An 18,641-nucleotide genomic window follows, 5' to 3' on the forward strand; every position below is an offset into this window, starting at 1 on the left:
TGTGAGCGAGACCAGCATCGAACTGGCGGGCAAGGGCGGACAACTGGACAAGGGCGGGAAGCCGCAGGATTTCGTCCGCAACGAGGTGGTGCCGAGGCGGCATCCGGGACGCTGGGTGGCGGTGGCGCTCATCCTCGTCATCTGCATCCAGGCGGCGCATGGCGTCGCCACCAATCCCAATTTCCATTGGGCTACCTATGCGGAGCACCTGTTCTCGCCATTCGTCCTGCGCGGCGTCGGATGGACATTGCTGCTGACCGTCATCGCGATGGCGATCGCCATTCCGCTCGCGCTCGCCTTGGTGATCATGCGCGACAGCGGCAATCCCATCCTTGGCGGCGTCGCCTGGTTCTGGGTCTGGTTCTTCCGCGGCACGCCGGTCTATACGCAGCTCGCATTCTGGGGCCTGTTCGCCGTGCTGTTTCCGCGCATCTCGCTCGCCGTGCCGTTCGGCCCGGAACTGTTCAGCATCGACAGCCGCCTGATCGTAACCCCGGCAGTCGCCGCCATCGTCGGCCTGAGCTTCAACGAAAGCGCCTATCTGGCGGAGATATTCCGCGCCGGCTTCCGCGCCATCGATCGCGGCCAGACGGAGGCGGCGCAGGCCATCGGCATGTCGCAGGCCAAGATCTGGCGGCGCATCCTGATCCCCCAGGCCATGCGGACGATCATCCCGCCGACCGGCAACGAGACCATCGGCATGTTGAAAATGACCTCGCTGGTGCTCGCCGTGCCCTTCACGCTCGACCTCATGTTCGCCACCAATGCCATAGCCAACCGCACATACCTGCCCGTGCCGCTGCTGCTGGTCGCCGCAACGTGGTATCTGGCGATAACCTCGCTGCTCATGGTCGGCCAGTATTATCTCGAACGTCATTTCGGGCGCGGCCATGATGTCATCGCCGTCAAGGGAGGGCCGCGCTGATGCATGGCATCCCGTTGAAACCCACGGTCGAGCTCCAGGCCGTGCACAAGTTCTATGGCGACTTCCACGCCCTGTGCGGCGTCGACCTGACCATCGGCAAGGGCGAGGTCTGCGTCGCCATCGGTCCGTCGGGATCGGGAAAATCCACCCTGCTGCGCTGCATAAACCAGCTTGAGATCGTCTCCGCCGGCCGGATAAGCCTCAATGGCGAGCTTCAGGGTTACAGGGAGATCGATGGCAGGCTGCACCAGCTCTCGGCGCGCCAGATCGCCGAACAGCGCCGCCGCACCGGCATGGTGTTCCAGCGCTTCAACCTGTTTCCGCACATGACGGCGCTGCAGAACGTCACCGAGGGACCGGTGCACGTCAAGGGACGGCCGAGCAAGCTGGCGAAGGAAGAGGGCAACGCACTGCTGGAGCGCGTCGGCCTCGGCGGGCTCGGCAACCGCTATCCGAACCAGCTTTCCGGCGGCCAGCAGCAGCGCGTCGCCATTGCCCGCGCCCTGGCGATGGACCCGGAAGTCATGCTGTTCGACGAGCCTACATCGGCGCTCGATCCGGAACTCGTGGGCGAAGTTCTCGACGTCATCAAGGATCTCGCCCGCGCCGGGATGACCATGATGCTGGTCACCCATGAAATCGGCTTCGCCCGCGAGGTCGCCGACCATCTGGTGTTCATGGACAATGGCGCCATCGTCGAAAGCGGCAGGCCGCAGGAGGTGCTCTCGAACCCGGGCGAGGCCCGTACCCGGGCATTCCTCTCCAAGGTCTTCTAGGAGCTGACTTTGCCTGAACGCCATACCAATCCCGATGGAGACGCCATGAGCGAACTTGATGCAATTCTTGGCCATGTGGATGCCAATCTGCCGGGTTCGGTCGAAAAGCTGCGGCAGTTCCTGGCCTTTCCATCGGTCTCCAGCCAGCCTGACGGCAAGCCCGGCATTATCGCCTGCGCCGACTGGCTGAAATCGGAGCTCGGCGAGCTTTGCACCGACGTCCGGGTCATCGCCACGGCCGGCCATCCGCTGGTCATGGCGCGCATGGGTTCGGGCAGCGGTCCGCGAGTGCTGTTCTACGGCCATTACGATGTCCAGCCCGCCGAACCGCTCGACGCCTGGGACACGCCGCCATTCGAGGCCGATATCCGGGACGAGGACGGCCTGCAGCGCATCTATGCGCGCGGCGCTTCGGACAGCAAGAGCCAGGTCTGGTCCGTCGTCGAGGCGTTTCGGGCATGGAGGAAAACCGTGGGCGACCTGCCCATCGATGCCACCCTCCTCTTCGAAGGCGAGGAGGAGACGGGCTCGCCCAGCCTGCCGGACTTCATAGAGGCCTATCGCGACGAACTCAGCTGCGACGTCGCCTTCATTTGCGACAGCGACATGTGGTCCGCGACGAGACCGGCGATCACCACGCGCCTGAAGGGCCTGGTGCATGAGAAGCTCACGATCCATGCGCCGAACGGCGATCTCCATTCGGGCCATTTCGGCAATGTCGCGGTCAATCCGGTGCGGGTGCTGGCGAGGGTCCTCGCCGCGATCCATGACGATGAAGGGCGCGTGACCATTGACGGTTTCTACGAAGGCGTCGAGGCCGTGCCGTCGACACTGCGGCAGCAATGGCAGGCGCTCGATGTCGAGGAAGCGCTGGCGGGCGTTTCGATCGCGGGCGGGCCCGATGAAGGCGGTTTGGGCACGATAGAGCTGATGTGGGGCCGCCCCGGCATCGACTTCAACGGCCTCGTTGCCGGCAATACGGGCCCGGGCGAGCGCTCGGTCCTGCCCGGATCGGCCACGGCGCGGCTATCGTTCCGCCTCGTCGGCCGGCAGCGCCCGGAGCAGATCCGCGCCGCGTTCCGCAGCTTCGTCGAAGCGAGGCTACCCGCAGGTTGCCGCGCCGAATTCGAAGGCAGTGGCGGAACCGCCGCCGTGTCGGTGAACGACGCCAGTGCCTATGTCGCCGCCACCGCAGCCGCGCTCGAAACGGAATGGAACCTGCCGCCGCTCCTCAAGGGAACGGGAGGAACCATTCCGCTGGTCGAACTCCTGACGGACCGGCTCGGCGTGGATTGCATCGTCACCGGTTTCATCCTCGCCGATGATGCGATCCACGCGCCCAATGAGCGCTATGATGTGGAGCGGCTGCGCAAGGGCATCCGCAGCTGGGTGCGCATCTTGGCGAAGCTGAGCGGAAATTGAGACGACCGCCGATGACCGCGACCAGAACCGAGACCGACAGCCTGGGCACGCGGCAGGTGGCGTCGGACGCTCTCTACGGCATTGCCACGCTGCGCGGACTGGAGAATTTCGACATCTCCGCCGTGAAGCTGCGCCACATCCCCCAGCTGGTCAAGGCGCTGGCGCAGATCAAGCGCGCCGCTGCGCAGGCCAATCGCGATCTGGGCGTCATCCCCCGGCCGCTGGCGGATGCGATCGCGGCGGCTGCCATCGAGGTGGAGCGCGGCGAACACGCCGGGCATTTCGTCATCGACCTGCTCGAAGGTTCCGGCGGCACCTCGATCAACATGAACATGAACGAGGTGCTGGCGAACCGGGCCCTGCAACTCATGGGCGAGGCGCCGGGGACCTATTCCCGCCTCCACCCCAACGATCATGTCAATGCCGGGCAATCGACGAACGACGTCGTTCCATCGGCGCTGAAACTGGCGATCTTCGACAAAAGCCACGATCTGCTGCAAGTACTGGGCGGTCTCGCCGACGCCTTCGCCGAGCGCGCCGAGACCTTCCCGGACGTGCTGCGGGTCGGCCGCACCTGCCTGCAGGCGGGCCAGCCGATGCTGCTCGGCCAGGCATTCGGCGGCTATGCGGCCGGCATCCGCCGGCAGGCCGACAGGCTGGCGGAAACCCGGCGTCAATTGCTTGTTCTGCCGCTGGGCGGCACCGCCATAGGCACCGGCCTCGGGGCGGTTCCGGCTTACCGCGCCCGCGTCTATGAGCGTCTTCGGGCCATCGTCGGCGAGGAGGTCCAGCCGGCGGGGAACATGTTCGACGCCATGCAGAATGCCGACGTTTTCTCGCGCATTTCGGCGGATTTACGGGTCTGCGCCGAGGTTCTCGGCAAGATCGCCTCCGATCTCGCCATCCTGGCGTCGGACCCCGAAAGCGGCATTGGCGAATTGATGCTGCCGCCGGTTCAGGCGGGTTCGTCGATCATGCCCGGCAAGGTCAATCCCGTCCTGCCGATGATGATGCAGCAGGTCGCCATCGCGGTGATCGGCAACGACATGACGGTTTCGCTGGCCTGCCTGCAGGGACAGCTCGAGATCAACCATTTCGAGCCGGCCATCGCCTCCCGCATCTTCGACTCGCTCGACCTCATGCTTCGCGCCATCCGCATATTCACCGAACGCTGCGTGGCGGGCATCGAGCCGGACCGCGAGCAAACCAGTCGGAACCTCATGCAATCCCCGGCGATCGCAACCTTCTTCGCCGGCAAGCTCGGCTATGCCGAAGTTTCCAGGCTGGTGAAGGAAGCGCAAGCGCAGAAACGGCCCTTCGTCGAACTGGCGGTGGAGAAAAACCTCCTGTCCAGGGCCGAAATCCTCGACACCATCCGCGCCAGCGTCGAACTGGAGCCTTGAGCCTCAGCCGCGACGCGCCGCCTCGATGGCGGCGACGTCGATCTTGCCCATCTTCATCATTGCCTCGAAGGCGCGCCTCGCCTCGTCGCCGCCGGCAAACATCGCCTCGGTCAGCACGCGCGGGGTGATCTGCCACGAGATGCCCCATTTGTCCTGGCACCAGCCGCACACATTGGCAGTCCCGCCATTGTCGACGATGGCATTCCAGTAGCGGTCCGTCTCCTCCTGGTCGTCGGTGGCGATCTGGAACGAGAATGCCTGATTATGCTTGAATGCCGGGCCGCCATTGAGGCCGAGGCAGGGGATGCCCGCGACGGTGAACTCCACCGTCAGCACGTCGCCCTTCTTGCCCGACGGATAGTCCGTGGGAGCGTGGTGAACCCCCGTCACCGCGCTGTCCGGGAAAGTCTCGGCGTAGAAGCGCGCCGCCTCCTCCGCCTCCTTGTCGTACCATACGCAAATCGTGTTTTTTGCAATTGCCATCGCCGTTCCTCCCTGCTGGCACCATACTGCCCAGAGTGCCGTGCGCGATCAACCTCCTTGTCGCGTCCCCCTCAGCCTCAGCCTGTCGAACACGCAGCAACGTTCGTGCAGCCCGCCAATCTGCAACCGCTCCCCTCCACAGGCAAATCCACCACCCCGGCAATTCGGCATTGACACCGGGCGCATCAGTAATGTTATTACGTTTAAACAGACGTAATACTATAACGATCCATACCGGCGGGCGGGTCGCGCTCGCCGGCGATGAAACTTGAAGGAAGGACACCAGATGCAACTGTCTCTCGCCCGAAACCGTTTGCTGGCTGCCGTCGCGGCGAGCCTCGCCTTTGCGCCCGGCGCTTTTGCCGAGGACGATCACGCCACCCGGGAAGCCTGGCGCCTTTTCGTCGCCGATCACACCAGCCCGGTCGTGCGCGCCATCGACTTCGAGAGCGGCAAGGAGCTCGGCCGCTATGACATCAAGGCCTATGCCGCCCTGACGGTGAGCGCTTCGGGCCGGACGGTCTATGCCGCGCAGACCGAGGCCGACATCATCCACGCCATCAGGACCGGCATCGATTTCACCGATCATGGCGAGCATCGCGACCTCGAAATTTCCGATCCGGCGCTGCTGCCCGTCACCTTCGAAGGCAAGCGCCCCGGCCATGTCGTGCCGCATGACGGCCAGCTGGCCCTGTTCTACGATCACGCCGACAAGGCCGAAATCGTCGAGGAAGCGGCCATTCTCGACGGGAAGGTCGAGAAGCGCAGCGTCAGCACCATCAAGCCGCATCATGGCGTCGCGGTGACGATGGGGCGCTTCGTCCTCGTCTCGGCGCCGGACACCGAGGTGGAGACCAAGCCGGACACGCTGCCGCCGCGCATCGGCCTGCGCGTCGTCGACGACAAGGGCGAGCAGGTCGGCGAGACGGCACAATGCACCGACCTGCATGGCGAGGCCACATCGGCGCGGCTCGTCGCCTTTGGCTGCAAGGAGGGCGTGCTGGTCGCCCGGCCGGGCGGCGGTGCCAACGGTCCCAGGCTGGAGATGCTGCCCTACCCCGCCGAGCTTCCGAAGGGCCATACCGGCACGCTGCTCGGCGGCAAGACGCTGCAGTTCTTCCTCGGCAATTACGGCGAGGACAAGCTCGTTCTCATCGATCCGGACAGCGACCGGCATTTCCGGCTGGTCGAACTGCCGACGCGGCGGGTCGATTTCCTGCTCGATCCCGCGGCGCCGCGCAACGCCTATATATTGACGGAAGATGGCGACCTGCATGTGCTGGACGTGGTCAAGGGCGAGATAGTCCGCAAGGCGCGGGTTACCGAACCCTATAGCAAGGACGGCCATTGGCGCGATCCGCGACCGCGGCTGGCTGCGGCTGACGGACATATCGCCATTACCGATCCGCGCCATTCGCTGGTCCGGATCGTCGATGCGGAAAGCCTGAAGGAAGTGCGCAGCATCGCCGTCGAGGGCCAGCCCTTCTCGATCGTCGCCGTCGGTGGTTCCGGCGCATCGCATTGATGTCCCGCGCATGTGCCGCGGCGCATTGCAGTTTCAGCGGGCGACACCACATAGGGCCTGCGGAAATGTGCCCGGCCATGCGCTGCCGGTCCATCGCTCAAGAGGAAATCCCATGGAAAAACCTGAATTCTTCGTCACCCCCGGCTATGGCGACTATCTACGCAAGGAATTGCATTATTCGCAGGCGGTAAAGATCGGCAATCGCGTCGAAACGTCGGGCCAGGGCGGCTGGGACGACGATTTCAACATTCCCGAGGCACTGGAGGAGGAGATCGCCCAGGCATTCCGCAATCTCGAGCGGACGCTGGCGACGGCCGGGGCGAGCTGGAAGGACGTCGTCCACGTCAATTCCTACCATGTCGGCGGCTTCCCGCCCGAGGTCAACGCCGCGATGGTCAAGTTCTACCGGCAATATATGCCGGATCATGCGCCCATCTGGACGCAGCTCGGCGTCGAGGCGCTGGGACTGCCGCAGATGCGCGTGGAAATCCGCGTCACCGCCATCCTGGCCTGAGGACATGCCGGGCCCGCGCGCGGCAGCCGTGTTCAGCTGCCGGTGCGGGCGAGGCGGCGCTGTTCCAGATCCTCCCACGCGCACATGAAGGCGCCGCATTCCCGGCAGTGAACGGGGGAATCATGCGCATCTTCCAGCGGAATCGTATCGTGACAATAGCCGCATTCCTCGCAGCGCAGCGGAATGAACAGTTTTATGGCGGCCAATTCGATCATTGCTTGCCTGAACACCGGGTTGGTCGGACGTCTGAAGGTCGCCTTGACGACCGATGGTCGACATTCGTCTCAGCTTACGATCAACTGTTCGTGAACACAAGTAAGCCTAAAGGATCATGTCCGTCCCGCCCGGACAGCGGGTTGCACCAACGAGCTGCGCGCTTCGGCTGCTCGTCGGCCTCGTCGTCTGGAAATGGCTGCCGAAGAAGCTGCCCGAATGAACGGGGCGCGCGTCAGGCGAGCGACAGATCGCGCGGTCGCGTGGTGCGGGCAAGCCGCATGACGGCAAGGCCAAGGACGGGGAAGATCGCTCCGATCCATCCCAATTGCTGCAGGCCGAACTCGGCAATGACCACACCGCCGATCATCGAGCCTATGGCGACGCCGAGATAGAGCGCCGAATAGTTGAGCGACAGCGCGAGCGGAGCGCTTTCCGGCGCGATGGAGAGGATGCGGCTCGCCTGCGCCGGGGCGAACATCCAGGCGATGACGCCCCACAGCACCATATGGGCAATCAGTACCGGACCGGCAATATCCTGCGGCAACGCCATGATCCAGCTGACCGCCGCCAGCGTCAGCGTGCTCAGTACGGATGAGAGGACGACCGTGCGCGTCGCGCCGAAACGATCGGCAAGCTGGCCGCCGAGGAAATTGCCGAGCGCCGCGCCGACGCCGAAGGCGAGGAGGATGACCGGCAGGAGTTCGCGGCCAAGGCCGACACCGTCCAGCGCGATGGCGGCGATATAGGTATAGACCGCGAAAGCCCCGGTCATATAGAGCAGCATGGTCAGGAGTGCCGGCAGCAGCCCCGGATGCCGGATCACCGCAAGCCTCTGCTTCAGGCTCAGCCTGTCGGCGCGCAGGCCGGCCGGCAGCACCCACCAGACGATGAGGCTTGCCAGCATGCCGACGAGCGCGATGAACAGATAGGTGCCGCGCCAGCCGGCAAGGCCGCTGATGAAAGCGCCGAGCGGCGCGCCGAAGGCGACGGCGAGCGTGGTGCCGGCGACGATGGCCGAAATCGCCCGTCCGCGGTGATGCGGCTCCGATATGGCGACGGCGGTCGCCTGGGCGGTGGCGGCGTAAAGCCCCGCGACGACGGCGATCAGCAGCCGTGCCGCCATGAGCAGGATATAATTCGGAGAGATGGCGGCCAGTAGCGAGCCCGCGACGAAAACCAGCGCGCTGCCGGCCAATATGCTGCGCCGGTCGAGCGACCCGGTGATCGCCGCGACGATCGGCGCACCGATGGCATAGGCAAAGGCATAGGTCACGACCAGATAGCCGGCCTGGACGAGCGTGACGCCCGTATCGCCGGCGATCTGCGGCAGAAGGCTGGCGACGACGAAGCCCTCGATGCCGATGGCAAAAGTCCCCAGTGCCAATCCGATGAGCCGAATATCCATGCTGCGCCTCGATGTTCAATGAATGTTGAACTATTACGACCGCAGCATCGTCTGTCAAGGGAAAGTTCAACGAATATTGAACATTGAAAACTCTCCTGCCAATTGCTATTCATTGGGCATGACCAATGTGCTTCATCACCCCTCGAAGGAAGACATCACATTGCCCGCCGTGCTTGGCGCCCTTGGCGACGAAACGCGGCTCGCCATCGTCTCGATCCTCTCCCGCCATGGCGAGAGCGAGCGCAACGTGACATGCAGCTATTTCCTCAATCTCGGCTCGAAGACGGCACTGAGCTACCATATCGCCAAGCTGCGCGAGGCCGGCATCATCAATGTTCGTCCCGACGGCACCAAGCGCCTGCTCAGCCTGCGCCGCGGCGACCTGGAGGCGCGTTTTCCGGGGTTTCTGGCCTCGGTGCTCTCCGCGGCGCCCGCCGCCGACGAGGAAGTCGACGCCTGAAGCCGGATGCGGCTTTAAATAAACAAAATTTGGTCTAGCATGGTCGGATGCAGCGCCGTTGCATCAATGGGAGAACAGGCATGGCCTTCGAAGACATCAAAGCCAGGATCGCACTTCTGATGGAGGACATGGTCTCCCGGCCAGCGGATGCGCATGAGATTCACGAAAGACTGCGCGAGCAGCTGAACGAGCTGAAGGCGATGGGCATGCCCCTGCCCGACGATCTCGTGGCGCTGGAAAAGCGCCTCGAGACCGATTTCGACTCCTAGAACCGCGCGCCATCCACATGGCTGCTCCGCTCGTCGCCCTTCCTGTCGCGGCCGTCGAGCAGGCCGAGGTCGCGCAACATGTGATCCGATAGTTCCTCGGCGCGAATGATGGCCGTGCTGCCCTTGCCGAAACGGCCGCGAATGCGCTGCCACCAGCTTTCCTTCGCCGCCGGCCGCCACGTCTGAATTGCCATGTTGCTCATCGTTTCAACTCCGCTCGCCGGGCCGCTCCGGGGCCCGTTTGATGGCGGCAAGATGCGCGCTCCCGTGCTTGTATTCCAACAAAACCCCGATTAGCATACATAAGTACAGCTTATGCGAGACGATCGATGCAGCTTCCGCCCCTATCCGCAATCCGCGTCTTCGAGGCCGCCGCCAGGCTTGGCAGCTTCACCCGCGCGGCCGAGGAACTCGGCATGACCCAGGCGGCGGTGAGCTACCAGATCAAGCTTCTGGAGGAGCGCATCGACGCGCCGCTTTTCCTGCGCAGGCCGCGTCAGGTCATCCTCACCGAGGTCGGCGCGCGGCTTTCGCCGGCAATCAGCGAAGCCTTCGACCTGATCCGCGGCGCGATCGCCTCGTCCCGCGAAAACGCCGATGGCATCCTCGCCATCACCACCATTCCGACCTTCGCGGCGAATTGGCTCGTGCCGCGGCTCGGCTCGTTCCAGCTGGCGCATCCAAACCTTGCCGTACGGCTGAAAGCCACGCGCGACCTGATCGATTTCAATGGGCAGGAGGCAGATGTCGGCGTGCGCTCGGGCCATGGGAAATGGCCGGGGCTGACCGCGCACAGGATATTCGATGCGCAGTTCACGCCGATGCTGACGCCGGCGCTGGCGGAGTCGATCGGCGGCATTCATAAGCCGGAAGATCTGCTGAAACTGCCGATCGTCGACCCGAGCGACAGCTGGTGGAAATTGTGGTTCGGCGCCGTCGGCATCCCCGAGCCGAACCTGCTCGGCAATCCGCGCAGCCGCTTCGGCGACCAGCATCTGGAGGGCAAGGCCGTGCTTGCCGGAATGGGCGTCGGCATTCTGTCGCCGGTGTTCTACCAGACGGAGCTCGAACAAGGACAGCTTATCCAGCCCTTCGACATCGTCGGCAGCGAGGGCCTCTATTACTGGCTGGTCTACAAGGAGACGCGGCGCAATGTCCCCAAGATCCGGGCCTTCAGGGATTGGCTGCTGGGCCAGCTCGAGGATGGCTAGTTCGAGGATGGATGGCGCTTCAGAAGCGCGGAACGGCCGCCGCGGCCGCTCCGGCTGCCGGATCAGAATATGGCGAGATAGCGCAGCAGCGAGATGATGCCGATGACGACCACGATGACCTGGGCGATCTGCTTTGCCCGGCCATCGAGCGGCAGCATCTGGATGAGATAAAGGACTAGGAAAATCACCAGAACGGTGATCAAAAGACTGATCAAGATCGACATTTCAATTTCCTGTTTTGAGATCAATGTAAGTGTAGCGCTACTAAACTCCCGTCCCGGGCGATTGGTTCCGGCAGCCCCGCTTCTCTCATCCTCAGCAAGCCGAGATTGTTAGGAGGGCGCCAAGCTGATAGCCTGCGGCTCCCTCACCCGTTCGGAATCACGCCATGCCCTCACTTTTCCATTTCGCCTATCATGTAACCGATCTTGACGAGGCCCGGCGCTTCTATGGCGGCGTCCTTGGCTGCACCGAGGGCCGCAGCACCGACACATGGGTGGATTTCGATTTCTTCGGCCATCAGATCTCGCTGCATCTCGGCCAGCCATTCGCCACCGCCAATACCGGCAAGGTGGGCGACCACATGGTGCCGATGCCGCATTTCGGCGTGATCCTGCCGCTCGACGACTGGAACGCGCTGGCGGAGCGGCTGAAGCAGCATTCGGTGGATTTCGTCATGCCGCCCGTCGTGCGCTTCCAGGGCGAGCCGGGCGAGCAATGGACCATGTTCTTCCGCGATCCCTCGGGCAATCCCATCGAGGTCAAGGGCTTTGCCGACTTCGCCGGCATCTACGCCAGATAGGCCGGCAAGCGGCGCTCGCCATGGAACCCCAGCAATCGAATATCAGGGCGGCCCTGTGGATGGCCGGCTCGCTCGTCGCCATCATCCTGATGGCGGTGTCGGGCCGCGAGGCCTCGCGCGAGCTCAACGTCTTCCAGATCATGGAAATGCGCTCGCTGATCGGCCTGGTCATGCTGTATCCGCTGGTACGCGCCGCCGGCGGATTGCGCGCCATGCAGACCAGCCGGATGTGGCTGCACATTGCGCGCAATACCGCGCATTACACCGGCCAGTTCGCCTGGCTCCAGGCGCTCTCGCTCATCCCGCTGGCGCAGCTGATCGCCATAGAATTCACCACGCCGGCGTGGACGGCGCTGCTGGCGGTGGCCTTTCTCGGCGAGCGCCTCACCCTGTGGCGCGCCCTCACCGTTCTCCTCGGCATCATCGGCGTCGTCATCATCGTCCGGCCCGGAATGGCCTCGATCGAGACCGGCCAGTTGATCGTGCTCGGCGCGGCGCTGACCTTCGGCATTTCCTTCACCATGGTCAAATCGCTGACGCGCACGGACAGCGCGGTGCGCATCATCTTCTGGATGCTCGTCATCCAGTCCGCCATCGGCTTCCTGCCCGCCGCCTGGTTCTGGCGCTGGCCGAGCCTCGAAGTGATGCCGTGGATCATCATCATCGCCTTCACCGGCACGTTCTCGCATTATTGCATGGCCCGCGCGCTCAACCATGCGGATGCGACCGTGGTGGTGCCCATGGACTTCCTGCGGGTGCCGCTGACGGCGGTCGTCGGCTGGCTGCTCTATGCGGAACAGATCGACATCTACACCGCCGCCGGAGCGGCGCTGATCCTGTGCGGCAATGCGCTCAACCTGAAGAACCGCAAGCCGCCGGCGAAGCCGTGAACCGGGCCATGCCGGGCGCTATGGCTCGTCCTCCTGCACGGCAATGGCATCCTCGACATCCTCCGCCGGCCGCAGCGCCTGCACCCTTGCCTCGGCGGAACTGGCGAGATGGGCCCAGATCTTCGCCAGGCTGGCGGCGGCGCGCCGATAGGAGGCGTCCACCTCCGACTGGCCGATCATGGCTTCCACCTCGCCGAAATCGCGCACGCCCTTGTCGATCACGCCATGCAGGCGCGAGGCCTGTTCGAATGTCAGATTTGGCCGGTTCAGCGCGGCCGGAACCTGTTTGACGAGCTGCTGCACCAGGTCAGCGTGCCGCTGAAGCCGGACTATCGCTTCGTTTCCCATGCCATGCTCCTTCGCTTTTTCATGATGCGCGTATGCACAGATAAAGGCAAATTCAGGCCGGGAGTTCCAATATCCATGTCGTTCTCCATACCGTTCCGGGCGATCACCGCGCGCCCATGTGCTCGACGAGGAAATCGATGAAGGTGCGCACGCGGGTGGCGAGATAATCATGGCCGACGAAGACGGCATTGATCTGCTCAAGATCACCCGGATTGTAATCCTCGAGGATCACCACCAGCCTGCCCTCGCGAATATCGTCGGCAAGGTGGAAGGCGCCGAGCCGGGTGATGCCCAGGCCCGCCAGGCACATCTGGCGGTTGATCGCGCCGCTGCTGGCGAGGAAATTTCCCGAGATCGGGATCATCTCGACAATACCGCTCTTCGGATCCATGAACGGCCATTCCTCGACGGCGCGGCGGAAATTGAAGTTCAGGCAATTGTGGTTCTCGAGTTCGTCCGGATGCTGCGGCGTACCGTGCCGCCGCAGATATTCGGGCGCCGCGACCACCACTTTCCGGCTTTCGCAGAGCTTGCGCGCCTTGAGGTTGGAATCGCGCATCGGGCCGACGCGGATGCCGATATCGGCGCGTTCGCCGATCAGGTCCACCACCCTTTCGCTCAGCGTCATATCGAGCTCCACCTCCGGGTAGAGTTCGAGGAATTTCGGCATCAGCGGCAGGATGAGGCTCTGGCCGACGGCGACGGAGGAATTGACCCGCAGCAGGCCGCGCGGCGCGACCGAGGCGCCGGAAGCCACGACCCGCTCCGTCTCCTCGATCTCGGCGATGATGCGCCTCGCCCGCTGGCGGTAGATTTCACCCTCGGGCGTCAATTGCAGCGAGCGGGTGGAGCGGACGAGAAGCCGCGTGCCGAGCCGGTCCTCGATGCGGCGGATCATCTTGCTGACGGCGGAGGGCGACAGGCCAAGGCGGCGGCCGGCAGCCGAGAAACTGTCGAGTTCGACCGCCGTGACGAACACGTCCATTTCCCCTATCCTGTTGTCCATCGGGCAGAACCTTTCGACCTATGAATTCCATTCACAGGAGTTAAGCGATAAGCTGCGATTATCATAGGCAATCGAACGTCCCATATCCACTCCCGGATTGCGCCCGCAAGAGCGCATGACAGTTCCCGTTGTTGGACGCCCATTGTTGAAAGCCCATTATTGAAAGGAAGATCGATGTTCAATGTTGACGCCAATGGAGCCGCCATTCCCGCAATCGGTTTCGGCACATACCGCATGCCCGGTGCGGACGTGCTGCGCATGGTGCCGGCGGCGCTGAAGCTCGGCTACCGCCATGTCGATACCGCGCAGATCTATGGCAATGAAAGCGAGGTCGGCGAGGCGATCGCGGGTTCGGGCGTGCGGCGCGAGGATGTATTCCTGACGACGAAGGTCTGGGTCGACAAATATGCCCATGCGGATCTCATCGCCTCCGTCGACGAGAGCCTCGGGAAATTGCGGACGGACTACATCGACCTGCTGCTGCTGCACTGGCCGAAGAGCCCCGTTCCGCTGGCGGAGCGCATCGGCGCGCTCAACGAGGTCCGCGATGCGGGCAAGGTCCGGCATATCGGCGTCAGCAATTTCAGCACGGCGCTCATGGCCGAGGCCGCATCGCTGAGCAAGGCGCCGATCGTCACCAACCAGATCGAATATCACCCCTATCTCGACCAGACGGTAGTGCTGGAAGCGGCACGGCGCAGCGGCATGAGCATCACCGCCTATTACGCCATGGCCGATGGCAAGGTGATCGGCGATCCGGCGATCAAGGCCATCGCCGCGGCCCATGGCAAATCCGAAGCGCAGGTCGTGCTGCGCTGGCTCGTGCAGCAGGACGGCGTGATCGCGCTGTCGAAAACCGTCAGCGAGGATCGTCTGCGCAGCAATTTCGACATATTCGATTTCGTGCTTTCGGAGACGGAGATGCAGGCACTGCACGCTCTGGCCCGGCCGGACGGGCGCATCGTCAATCCCGGCCACCTCGCTCCCGACTGGGACCGCTGAGGGGAGTTTGGCTTGGTGGTGGTTCTGACAGGTTGGCGGGTGTTGAGCTCGCAGACCTACAACCCTGCAAAACTCTACTCTCCCTCATCCTGAGCCCTCATGGTGAGCTTGTCGAACCACGAAGGGCGCAACAACGGTGGTGCAACACCTGTTGAATACAAAAAACCCTCACCACGCCCGCGCAAATCGCGTCTGGTCATTGAAATGGGGGGAGACGGGCGGTCTTCAGCGCGTCGTAGTGGTATCAGGGTCGAGGTCCGAAGACCGCCCGCGACGTCTTTGCCTGCTGTTGCTGCGCTTGTCAGACGCAACAACCCGGAAAACGAAGCGCCACCTCCGTTTCCTTCTGCAGTTTGCCGGCCAATCGGGGTTGTCACTTCCGACTATCCGGCAACGCCATCCTTTCCCAGCTTGTCGAAACAGCACCGGAAGCTGCTCCCCCACTGGAAAGGACCGAATCACAATAACCCGGTTTCAAAGTGGTGGGATAAGTTTCCATTTATCCCACCAGGAGGGGCGTGTGTTGCATAAATGATGTGCGTGCTTCGTGCTTCGACAGCCTCAGCATGAGGGGCTCAGGATGAGGATGATTGATTTGATTGCAGAAAAGCAGGGAGCCATGATCTGAAACCTCGCAGAACTATCCCCCTGCCACCAACTACCACCCTCATCTGTGAATTCGCTTCACAAAGGTTGAGCGTTGCAGCTCGGTTATCAATGCAATCGCCGCGCGCCATATTGGCTGCAACGTGACCGGCGGCTGTCGCCGGGCCCCATTCAACCTTGATCCGAGGAAAAGACCATGCCTCTTGCCCTTCTGGCGCTGACGATCAGCGCCTATGCCATAGGAACGACCGAATTCGTCATTGTCGGACTGCTGCCGACCGTAGCCGCAGATCTCGGCATCAGCCTGCCGCTGGCCGGCCTCATCGTCAGCGTCTACGCGCTCGGCGTCACCTTCGGCGCCCCGATCCTCACCGCCCTCACCGGCCGCGTCGAGCGCAAGCCGCTGCTGCTCGGCCTGATGGCGCTCTTCATCATCGGCAACAGCGCCGCCGCGCTCTCGCCGACCTATGCGATGCTGCTCGTCGCCCGCGTGCTGAGCGCCTTTGCTCATGGCGTATTCTTCTCCGTCGGCGCGACCATAGCGGCCGATCTCGTGGCGCCCAACCGGCGCGCTTCCGCCATCGCCACGATGTTTCTCGGCCTCACCGTCGCCATCGTCACCGGCGTCCCGCTCGGCACCTTCATCGGCCAGCAGCTCGGCTGGCGCGCCACATTCTGGGCCGTGTCGCTGCTCGGCGTCATCGCCTTCCTCGCCATCGCCTTCCTGCTGCCTTCCACCATCGCCAAGGCGCCGCCCGCCCGCCTCATGGACCAGCTGCGCGTGCTCGGCAGCGGCCGGCTGATCCTTGCCTTCGCCATGACGGCGCTCGGCTATGGCGGCACCTTCGTCATGTTCACCTACCTTGCCTCGATGCTCGAGGAAATCACCGGCTTTGCCAATTCGACCGTCAGCCTGGTGCTCGTGCTCTATGGCCTGTCCATCGCCATCGGCAACATGGCGGGCGGACGCCTGGCCGACGGCAATCCGGTCAAGGCGCTGATGGTAATGTTCCTGCTGCAGGCCATCGCCCTCGCCATCCTGACCTTCACCGCCGTCTCGCCGGTATGGTCGCTGGTGACGCTGGCGGTGCTCGGCGCCCTGTCGTTCTCGAACGTTCCCGGCCTCCAGCTCTATGTGGTGCAGCTGGCGAAGCTCCACCGGCCGGGTGCCGTCGACGTGGCCTCCGCGCTCAACATCGCCGCCTTCAATCTCGGCATAGCCGGCGGCGCGTTCCTCGGCGGCATCGTGGTGGCATCGCCGCTCGGGCTCGGCGCAACGCCATGGGTGGGCTCGCTGCTCGTCCTCGGCGCCATGGTGCTGACGATCTGGAGCCATCTGCTCGACCGGCGCGAGGGGCAGGTGGCGCTGGCCCATGCCTGAGGGCGAGGCCAAGCCTTGCCCAAGCTTGGCCCAATCTTGGCATAGCCGCAAAAACAGTTAAGGTCGGCATGGGATTCGTGAGGGAGGCGTTCCATGCTGGCCGAAATGGCTCTGCCGATCAGACTGACAATGCGACTCTGGCTGAGGTTCTGGCCACAGCTCGTCCTCGTCCTCCTGCTCGGCCTGATGGCGACGGATCTGTTGATGTACCTCGCCGTCCGGGCCGCCTATGTGAACCATTATCTCGGCCTTGGCGTGCTGACGCTGGTCGCCCTCGCGCAATTGGTGACCACGGTTTCCCTCATCCTCATCGTCCGCCCCGGCCTGCCCTCCGTCATGGCGGCGCAGGGCGACGGCGACACTCGAACCACGGGCGATGCTGGCCCCGGCGGCCTTTCGCGCCTTGCGACGATCATCGGCGTGGCGCTGCTTCCCTTCTTCGCCTATTACGCCGCCTGGGGCTTCCTCGGCGATACGGTGCGGCAATATTCGCGCCTCGCCCTGGCCATGATGCCGTTTGGCGGCGAGAGCGGCAATGTGCTGGACGTGCTCGATTCGAAATGGATCCTCCTGTCCGTGGTCATATCCTGGGCCGTGCGCCGCTTCGCCAAGACGATGAGGGAGCGCACCGGCAAGGCGATCTGGCAGATCGTCATGGTCATCTGCGAGACGAACTGGATCTTCATCGGTCTCTACATCATCAGCCGCTGGAAGGACCAGTGGATGAACATGCTGGTCGAAGGCCGGCTCTGGTCGTGGTTCGAGCAATTGCTGGCTGTGCTGGTGCAGCCGATCGGCCATGCCCATGCGGCCGCCATGGTGGCCGTGGAACAGGTTCCCGAAAGCGCCGGAACGCTCGCCGTCAGCCTGTTCTTCCACGCCCTGCTGCCGGTGATCTGGCTGGTCATGGTCGCCATCGTCTATGGCTATGACGTGCGCGACGAGCAGGAACTGCTGCGCATCCACCGCCGGGTGGAGCGGTTTGGCGAGCGCTACAAGTCGATCCCGAAATTCCTGCGCGATTTCGTCGAGCACTTCATCGGCGGCTATCGCTCGCGCTATCTGCCGATCGCCAATGGCGTGCGGCTGACGCTGAATTCCGGCCTGCTCCTCATCATCACGCTGATCCTCGGCTATCGCTTCATCGAATGGGCCGGCGCGTGGCTGTGGCTCGGCGCCGCGCGGCTCATCGGCCCGCATGGCCTCAATGAATGGTCGGTGCTCGGCAATTTCGTCAGCTTCCTGTTCGGAAGCCCGCTGCAGGATTCATCGACCGGCATCCTCATCGAGCCGTTGCGCATCTGCTTCCTCGCCGCCGTGCTGGAAACCGCATTCTCGATGACCCGCAAGGCCCCGGCCGACCAGGCTTCGCCGGCCCCCGCCAGCGCGTGAAGCCAGCGTGTGAAGCCAGGGCCTGAACCTTTTCAGGGCGCGGCAAAGCGCAGATAGCCTGGACGCTGGCTATGGACGCCGATGGTCGGATAGAGTTCCGGCACGACATTCTCGGGCACGAGATAGCGTTCCTCGATCACCATGCGGTCGCCCTGCGCCGCGCCCGAAAAGGTTGCCGACATGCAGGTCTGGATGCCCTCCTGCGCCCGCGGCAGGCCGTTGACATTGGCCGGCAGCCAGGAGCGCCCGGCCTTGTCGTAGAGCCTGACGGAGCACATCAGCCACAGATTGCGCAGGTCGGGATCGCCGATCTCGACAGCGAAACGGGCAATGACCGGCACGGCTCCCTTCGGCGGCTGCCGTCCGGGCCGCATTTCGCCCGTCGCATTGCGAATGCCGAGAAATTGCCAGCGGCTGCCGGCATAGTCCGCCGTTTCGCCGGGCGCGATATCCGTGGCGAAGACGTCACGATATTTCGACAGTTCGAGCACGTCGCGATAGGATGTTACGACCAGCGCCAGAGGCACGACGACGACCAGCGCCAGCAGGCTGCGCCGCCGCCAGACCCGCTCGGGGCTTTCACCGGTCTGAACTGGGTTCGCCAT

General features: G+C 63.9%; 22 protein-coding genes. 14 read left to right on the plus strand and 8 right to left on the minus strand.

Going from position 1 to position 18,641, the window contains the following annotated elements:
- Position 1: 1 nt before the first annotated feature.
- The 4 genes from M8997_RS07135 to M8997_RS07150 are packed head-to-tail and all read left to right on the plus strand — an operon-like array spanning position 2 to position 4,526.
- The gene (locus M8997_RS07135; protein ID WP_250020296.1) at positions 2–925 is read left to right on the plus strand and encodes an ABC transporter permease subunit; all 924 of its coding nucleotides are present in this window, start codon (positions 2–4) and stop codon (positions 923–925) included.
- Positions 925–1,701 (plus strand): amino acid ABC transporter ATP-binding protein, encoded by a 777-nt coding sequence (locus M8997_RS07140; RefSeq protein ID WP_250020297.1) that lies wholly within the window; start codon positions 925–927, stop codon positions 1,699–1,701. Before M8997_RS07135 ends, M8997_RS07140 begins: the two co-directional genes overlap by 1 nt.
- Before the next feature lie 45 nt (positions 1,702–1,746).
- Positions 1,747–3,123, plus strand: coding sequence for a M20/M25/M40 family metallo-hydrolase (locus M8997_RS07145; RefSeq protein WP_250020298.1), 1,377 nt, complete (start codon positions 1,747–1,749; stop codon positions 3,121–3,123).
- An 11-nt stretch (positions 3,124–3,134) separates the two neighbouring features.
- Positions 3,135–4,526 carry an aspartate ammonia-lyase gene (locus tag M8997_RS07150; protein ID WP_250020299.1) on the plus strand — a complete coding sequence of 464 codons (1,392 nt, stop codon included), beginning with the start codon at positions 3,135–3,137 and terminating at the stop codon, positions 4,524–4,526.
- A 3-nt stretch (positions 4,527–4,529) separates the two neighbouring features.
- Here the strand turns inward: M8997_RS07150 and M8997_RS07155 are convergent, their stop codons facing one another.
- Positions 4,530–5,003 (minus strand): VOC family protein, encoded by a 474-nt coding sequence (locus M8997_RS07155; RefSeq protein WP_250020313.1) that lies wholly within the window; start codon positions 5,001–5,003, stop codon positions 4,530–4,532.
- Positions 5,004–5,295: 292 nt separating this feature from the next.
- Between M8997_RS07155 and aztD the strand changes: the two genes are divergently transcribed.
- Together aztD and M8997_RS07165 are read left to right on the plus strand one after the other, a co-directional pair.
- Positions 5,296–6,534, plus strand: a complete 1,239-nt coding sequence (aztD, locus tag M8997_RS07160) for a zinc metallochaperone AztD (protein WP_250020300.1) — start codon at positions 5,296–5,298, stop codon at positions 6,532–6,534.
- A gap of 112 nt (positions 6,535–6,646) precedes the next feature.
- Positions 6,647–7,048 carry a RidA family protein gene (locus tag M8997_RS07165; RefSeq protein ID WP_250020301.1) on the plus strand — a complete coding sequence of 134 codons (402 nt, stop codon included), beginning with the start codon at positions 6,647–6,649 and terminating at the stop codon, positions 7,046–7,048.
- 32 nt (positions 7,049–7,080) lie between these two features.
- On the opposite strand, the gene M8997_RS07170 is transcribed toward M8997_RS07165, so the two are convergent.
- On the minus strand, positions 7,081–7,263 hold the full coding sequence (locus tag M8997_RS07170; RefSeq protein WP_250020302.1) for a hypothetical protein: 183 nt from the start codon (positions 7,261–7,263) through the stop codon (positions 7,081–7,083).
- Positions 7,264–7,496: 233 nt separating this feature from the next.
- On the minus strand, positions 7,497–8,669 hold the full coding sequence (locus tag M8997_RS07175) for an MFS transporter (RefSeq protein ID WP_250020303.1): 1,173 nt from the start codon (positions 8,667–8,669) through the stop codon (positions 7,497–7,499).
- 118 nt (positions 8,670–8,787) lie between these two features.
- Between M8997_RS07175 and M8997_RS07180 the strand changes: the two genes are divergently transcribed.
- On the plus strand, positions 8,788–9,129 hold the full coding sequence (locus M8997_RS07180; RefSeq protein ID WP_250020314.1) for a helix-turn-helix transcriptional regulator: 342 nt from the start codon (positions 8,788–8,790) through the stop codon (positions 9,127–9,129).
- Positions 9,130–9,209: 80 nt separating this feature from the next.
- Positions 9,210–9,398 (plus strand): hypothetical protein, encoded by a 189-nt coding sequence (locus M8997_RS07185; RefSeq protein WP_250020304.1) that lies wholly within the window; start codon positions 9,210–9,212, stop codon positions 9,396–9,398.
- Here M8997_RS07185 and M8997_RS07190 read toward each other — a convergent pair.
- Positions 9,395–9,601: a hypothetical protein gene (locus M8997_RS07190; RefSeq protein ID WP_250020305.1), complete on the minus strand. Its 207-nt coding sequence runs from the start codon at positions 9,599–9,601 to the stop codon at positions 9,395–9,397. The genes M8997_RS07185 and M8997_RS07190 overlap by 4 nt on opposite strands.
- A 126-nt stretch (positions 9,602–9,727) precedes the next feature.
- On the opposite strand from M8997_RS07190, the gene M8997_RS07195 reads away from it, so the two are divergent.
- A complete protein-coding gene (locus tag M8997_RS07195; RefSeq protein ID WP_250020306.1) occupies positions 9,728–10,609 on the plus strand; it encodes a LysR substrate-binding domain-containing protein in 882 nt (293 codons plus the stop codon).
- Positions 10,610–10,671: 62 nt separating this feature from the next.
- Here M8997_RS07195 and M8997_RS07200 read toward each other — a convergent pair whose 3' ends face one another.
- On the minus strand, positions 10,672–10,833 hold the full coding sequence (locus M8997_RS07200; RefSeq protein ID WP_250020307.1) for a Thivi_2564 family membrane protein: 162 nt from the start codon (positions 10,831–10,833) through the stop codon (positions 10,672–10,674).
- Positions 10,834–10,997: 164 nt separating this feature from the next.
- Here M8997_RS07200 and M8997_RS07205 point away from each other — a divergent pair, with 164 nt between their 5' ends.
- Both M8997_RS07205 and M8997_RS07210 read left to right on the plus strand, forming a co-directional pair.
- A complete protein-coding gene (locus M8997_RS07205) occupies positions 10,998–11,411 on the plus strand; it encodes a VOC family protein (RefSeq protein ID WP_250020308.1) in 414 nt (137 codons plus the stop codon).
- A 20-nt stretch (positions 11,412–11,431) separates the two neighbouring features.
- Positions 11,432–12,301, plus strand: a complete 870-nt coding sequence (locus tag M8997_RS07210; RefSeq protein WP_250020309.1) for a DMT family transporter — start codon at positions 11,432–11,434, stop codon at positions 12,299–12,301.
- Positions 12,302–12,319: 18 nt separating this feature from the next.
- Here M8997_RS07210 and M8997_RS07215 read toward each other — a convergent pair whose 3' ends face one another.
- The gene (locus tag M8997_RS07215; protein WP_250020310.1) at positions 12,320–12,649 is read right to left on the minus strand and encodes a hypothetical protein; all 330 of its coding nucleotides are present in this window, start codon (positions 12,647–12,649) and stop codon (positions 12,320–12,322) included.
- 103 nt (positions 12,650–12,752) lie between these two features.
- Complete coding sequence (locus tag M8997_RS07220) at positions 12,753–13,655, minus strand: LysR family transcriptional regulator (protein WP_250020311.1); 903 nt, start codon at positions 13,653–13,655, stop codon at positions 12,753–12,755.
- Positions 13,656–13,829: 174 nt separating this feature from the next.
- On the opposite strand from M8997_RS07220, the gene M8997_RS07225 reads away from it, so the two are divergent.
- The 3 genes from M8997_RS07225 (at position 13,830) to M8997_RS07235 (ending at position 18,036) form a co-directional block, all read left to right on the plus strand.
- On the plus strand, positions 13,830–14,657 hold the full coding sequence (locus tag M8997_RS07225) for an aldo/keto reductase (RefSeq protein ID WP_250020312.1): 828 nt from the start codon (positions 13,830–13,832) through the stop codon (positions 14,655–14,657).
- Between the two features lie 802 nt (positions 14,658–15,459).
- Positions 15,460–16,644 carry an MFS transporter gene (locus tag M8997_RS07230; protein WP_250020209.1) on the plus strand — a complete coding sequence of 395 codons (1,185 nt, stop codon included), beginning with the start codon at positions 15,460–15,462 and terminating at the stop codon, positions 16,642–16,644.
- A 93-nt stretch (positions 16,645–16,737) separates the two neighbouring features.
- Entirely contained in the window at positions 16,738–18,036 is a 1,299-nt protein-coding gene (locus M8997_RS07235; protein WP_250020208.1) for a hypothetical protein, read from the plus strand.
- A gap of 32 nt (positions 18,037–18,068) precedes the next feature.
- On the opposite strand, the gene M8997_RS07240 is transcribed toward M8997_RS07235, so the two are convergent.
- Positions 18,069–18,641, minus strand: coding sequence for a hypothetical protein (locus M8997_RS07240; protein WP_250020207.1), 573 nt, complete (start codon positions 18,639–18,641; stop codon positions 18,069–18,071).

It is taken from the genome of Phyllobacterium sp. 21LDTY02-6 (genome assembly GCF_023554255.2).
GTDB lineage: Bacteria > Pseudomonadota > Alphaproteobacteria > Rhizobiales > Rhizobiaceae > Phyllobacterium.

Excerpts from the sequence above, each read along its gene's own strand:
- M8997_RS07225 (WP_250020312.1), top strand. The coding sequence starts at position 13,830 with ATGTTCAATGTTGACGCCAATGGAGCCGCCATTCCCGCAATCGGTTTC.
- M8997_RS07200 (WP_250020307.1), bottom strand. The coding sequence starts at position 10,833 with ATGTCGATCTTGATCAGTCTTTTGATCACCGTTCTGGTGATTTTCCTA.
- M8997_RS07240 (WP_250020207.1), bottom strand. The coding sequence starts at position 18,641 with ATGGCGAACCCAGTTCAGACCGGTGAAAGCCCCGAGCGGGTCTGGCGG.
- M8997_RS07150 (WP_250020299.1), top strand. The coding sequence starts at position 3,135 with ATGACCGCGACCAGAACCGAGACCGACAGCCTGGGCACGCGGCAGGTG.
- M8997_RS07205 (WP_250020308.1), top strand. The coding sequence starts at position 10,998 with ATGCCCTCACTTTTCCATTTCGCCTATCATGTAACCGATCTTGACGAG.
- M8997_RS07215 (WP_250020310.1), bottom strand. The coding sequence starts at position 12,649 with ATGGGAAACGAAGCGATAGTCCGGCTTCAGCGGCACGCTGACCTGGTG.
- M8997_RS07145 (WP_250020298.1), top strand. The coding sequence starts at position 1,747 with ATGAGCGAACTTGATGCAATTCTTGGCCATGTGGATGCCAATCTGCCG.
- M8997_RS07170 (WP_250020302.1), bottom strand. The coding sequence starts at position 7,263 with ATGATCGAATTGGCCGCCATAAAACTGTTCATTCCGCTGCGCTGCGAG.
- M8997_RS07165 (WP_250020301.1), top strand. The coding sequence starts at position 6,647 with ATGGAAAAACCTGAATTCTTCGTCACCCCCGGCTATGGCGACTATCTA.
- M8997_RS07220 (WP_250020311.1), bottom strand. The coding sequence starts at position 13,655 with ATGGACAACAGGATAGGGGAAATGGACGTGTTCGTCACGGCGGTCGAA.
- M8997_RS07210 (WP_250020309.1), top strand. The coding sequence starts at position 11,432 with ATGGAACCCCAGCAATCGAATATCAGGGCGGCCCTGTGGATGGCCGGC.
- aztD (WP_250020300.1), top strand. The coding sequence starts at position 5,296 with ATGCAACTGTCTCTCGCCCGAAACCGTTTGCTGGCTGCCGTCGCGGCG.
- M8997_RS07175 (WP_250020303.1), bottom strand. The coding sequence starts at position 8,669 with ATGGATATTCGGCTCATCGGATTGGCACTGGGGACTTTTGCCATCGGC.
- M8997_RS07195 (WP_250020306.1), top strand. The coding sequence starts at position 9,728 with ATGCAGCTTCCGCCCCTATCCGCAATCCGCGTCTTCGAGGCCGCCGCC.
- M8997_RS07230 (WP_250020209.1), top strand. The coding sequence starts at position 15,460 with ATGCCTCTTGCCCTTCTGGCGCTGACGATCAGCGCCTATGCCATAGGA.
- M8997_RS07180 (WP_250020314.1), top strand. The coding sequence starts at position 8,788 with ATGACCAATGTGCTTCATCACCCCTCGAAGGAAGACATCACATTGCCC.
- M8997_RS07185 (WP_250020304.1), top strand. The coding sequence starts at position 9,210 with ATGGCCTTCGAAGACATCAAAGCCAGGATCGCACTTCTGATGGAGGAC.
- M8997_RS07140 (WP_250020297.1), top strand. The coding sequence starts at position 925 with ATGCATGGCATCCCGTTGAAACCCACGGTCGAGCTCCAGGCCGTGCAC.
- M8997_RS07235 (WP_250020208.1), top strand. The coding sequence starts at position 16,738 with ATGCTGGCCGAAATGGCTCTGCCGATCAGACTGACAATGCGACTCTGG.
- M8997_RS07190 (WP_250020305.1), bottom strand. The coding sequence starts at position 9,601 with ATGAGCAACATGGCAATTCAGACGTGGCGGCCGGCGGCGAAGGAAAGC.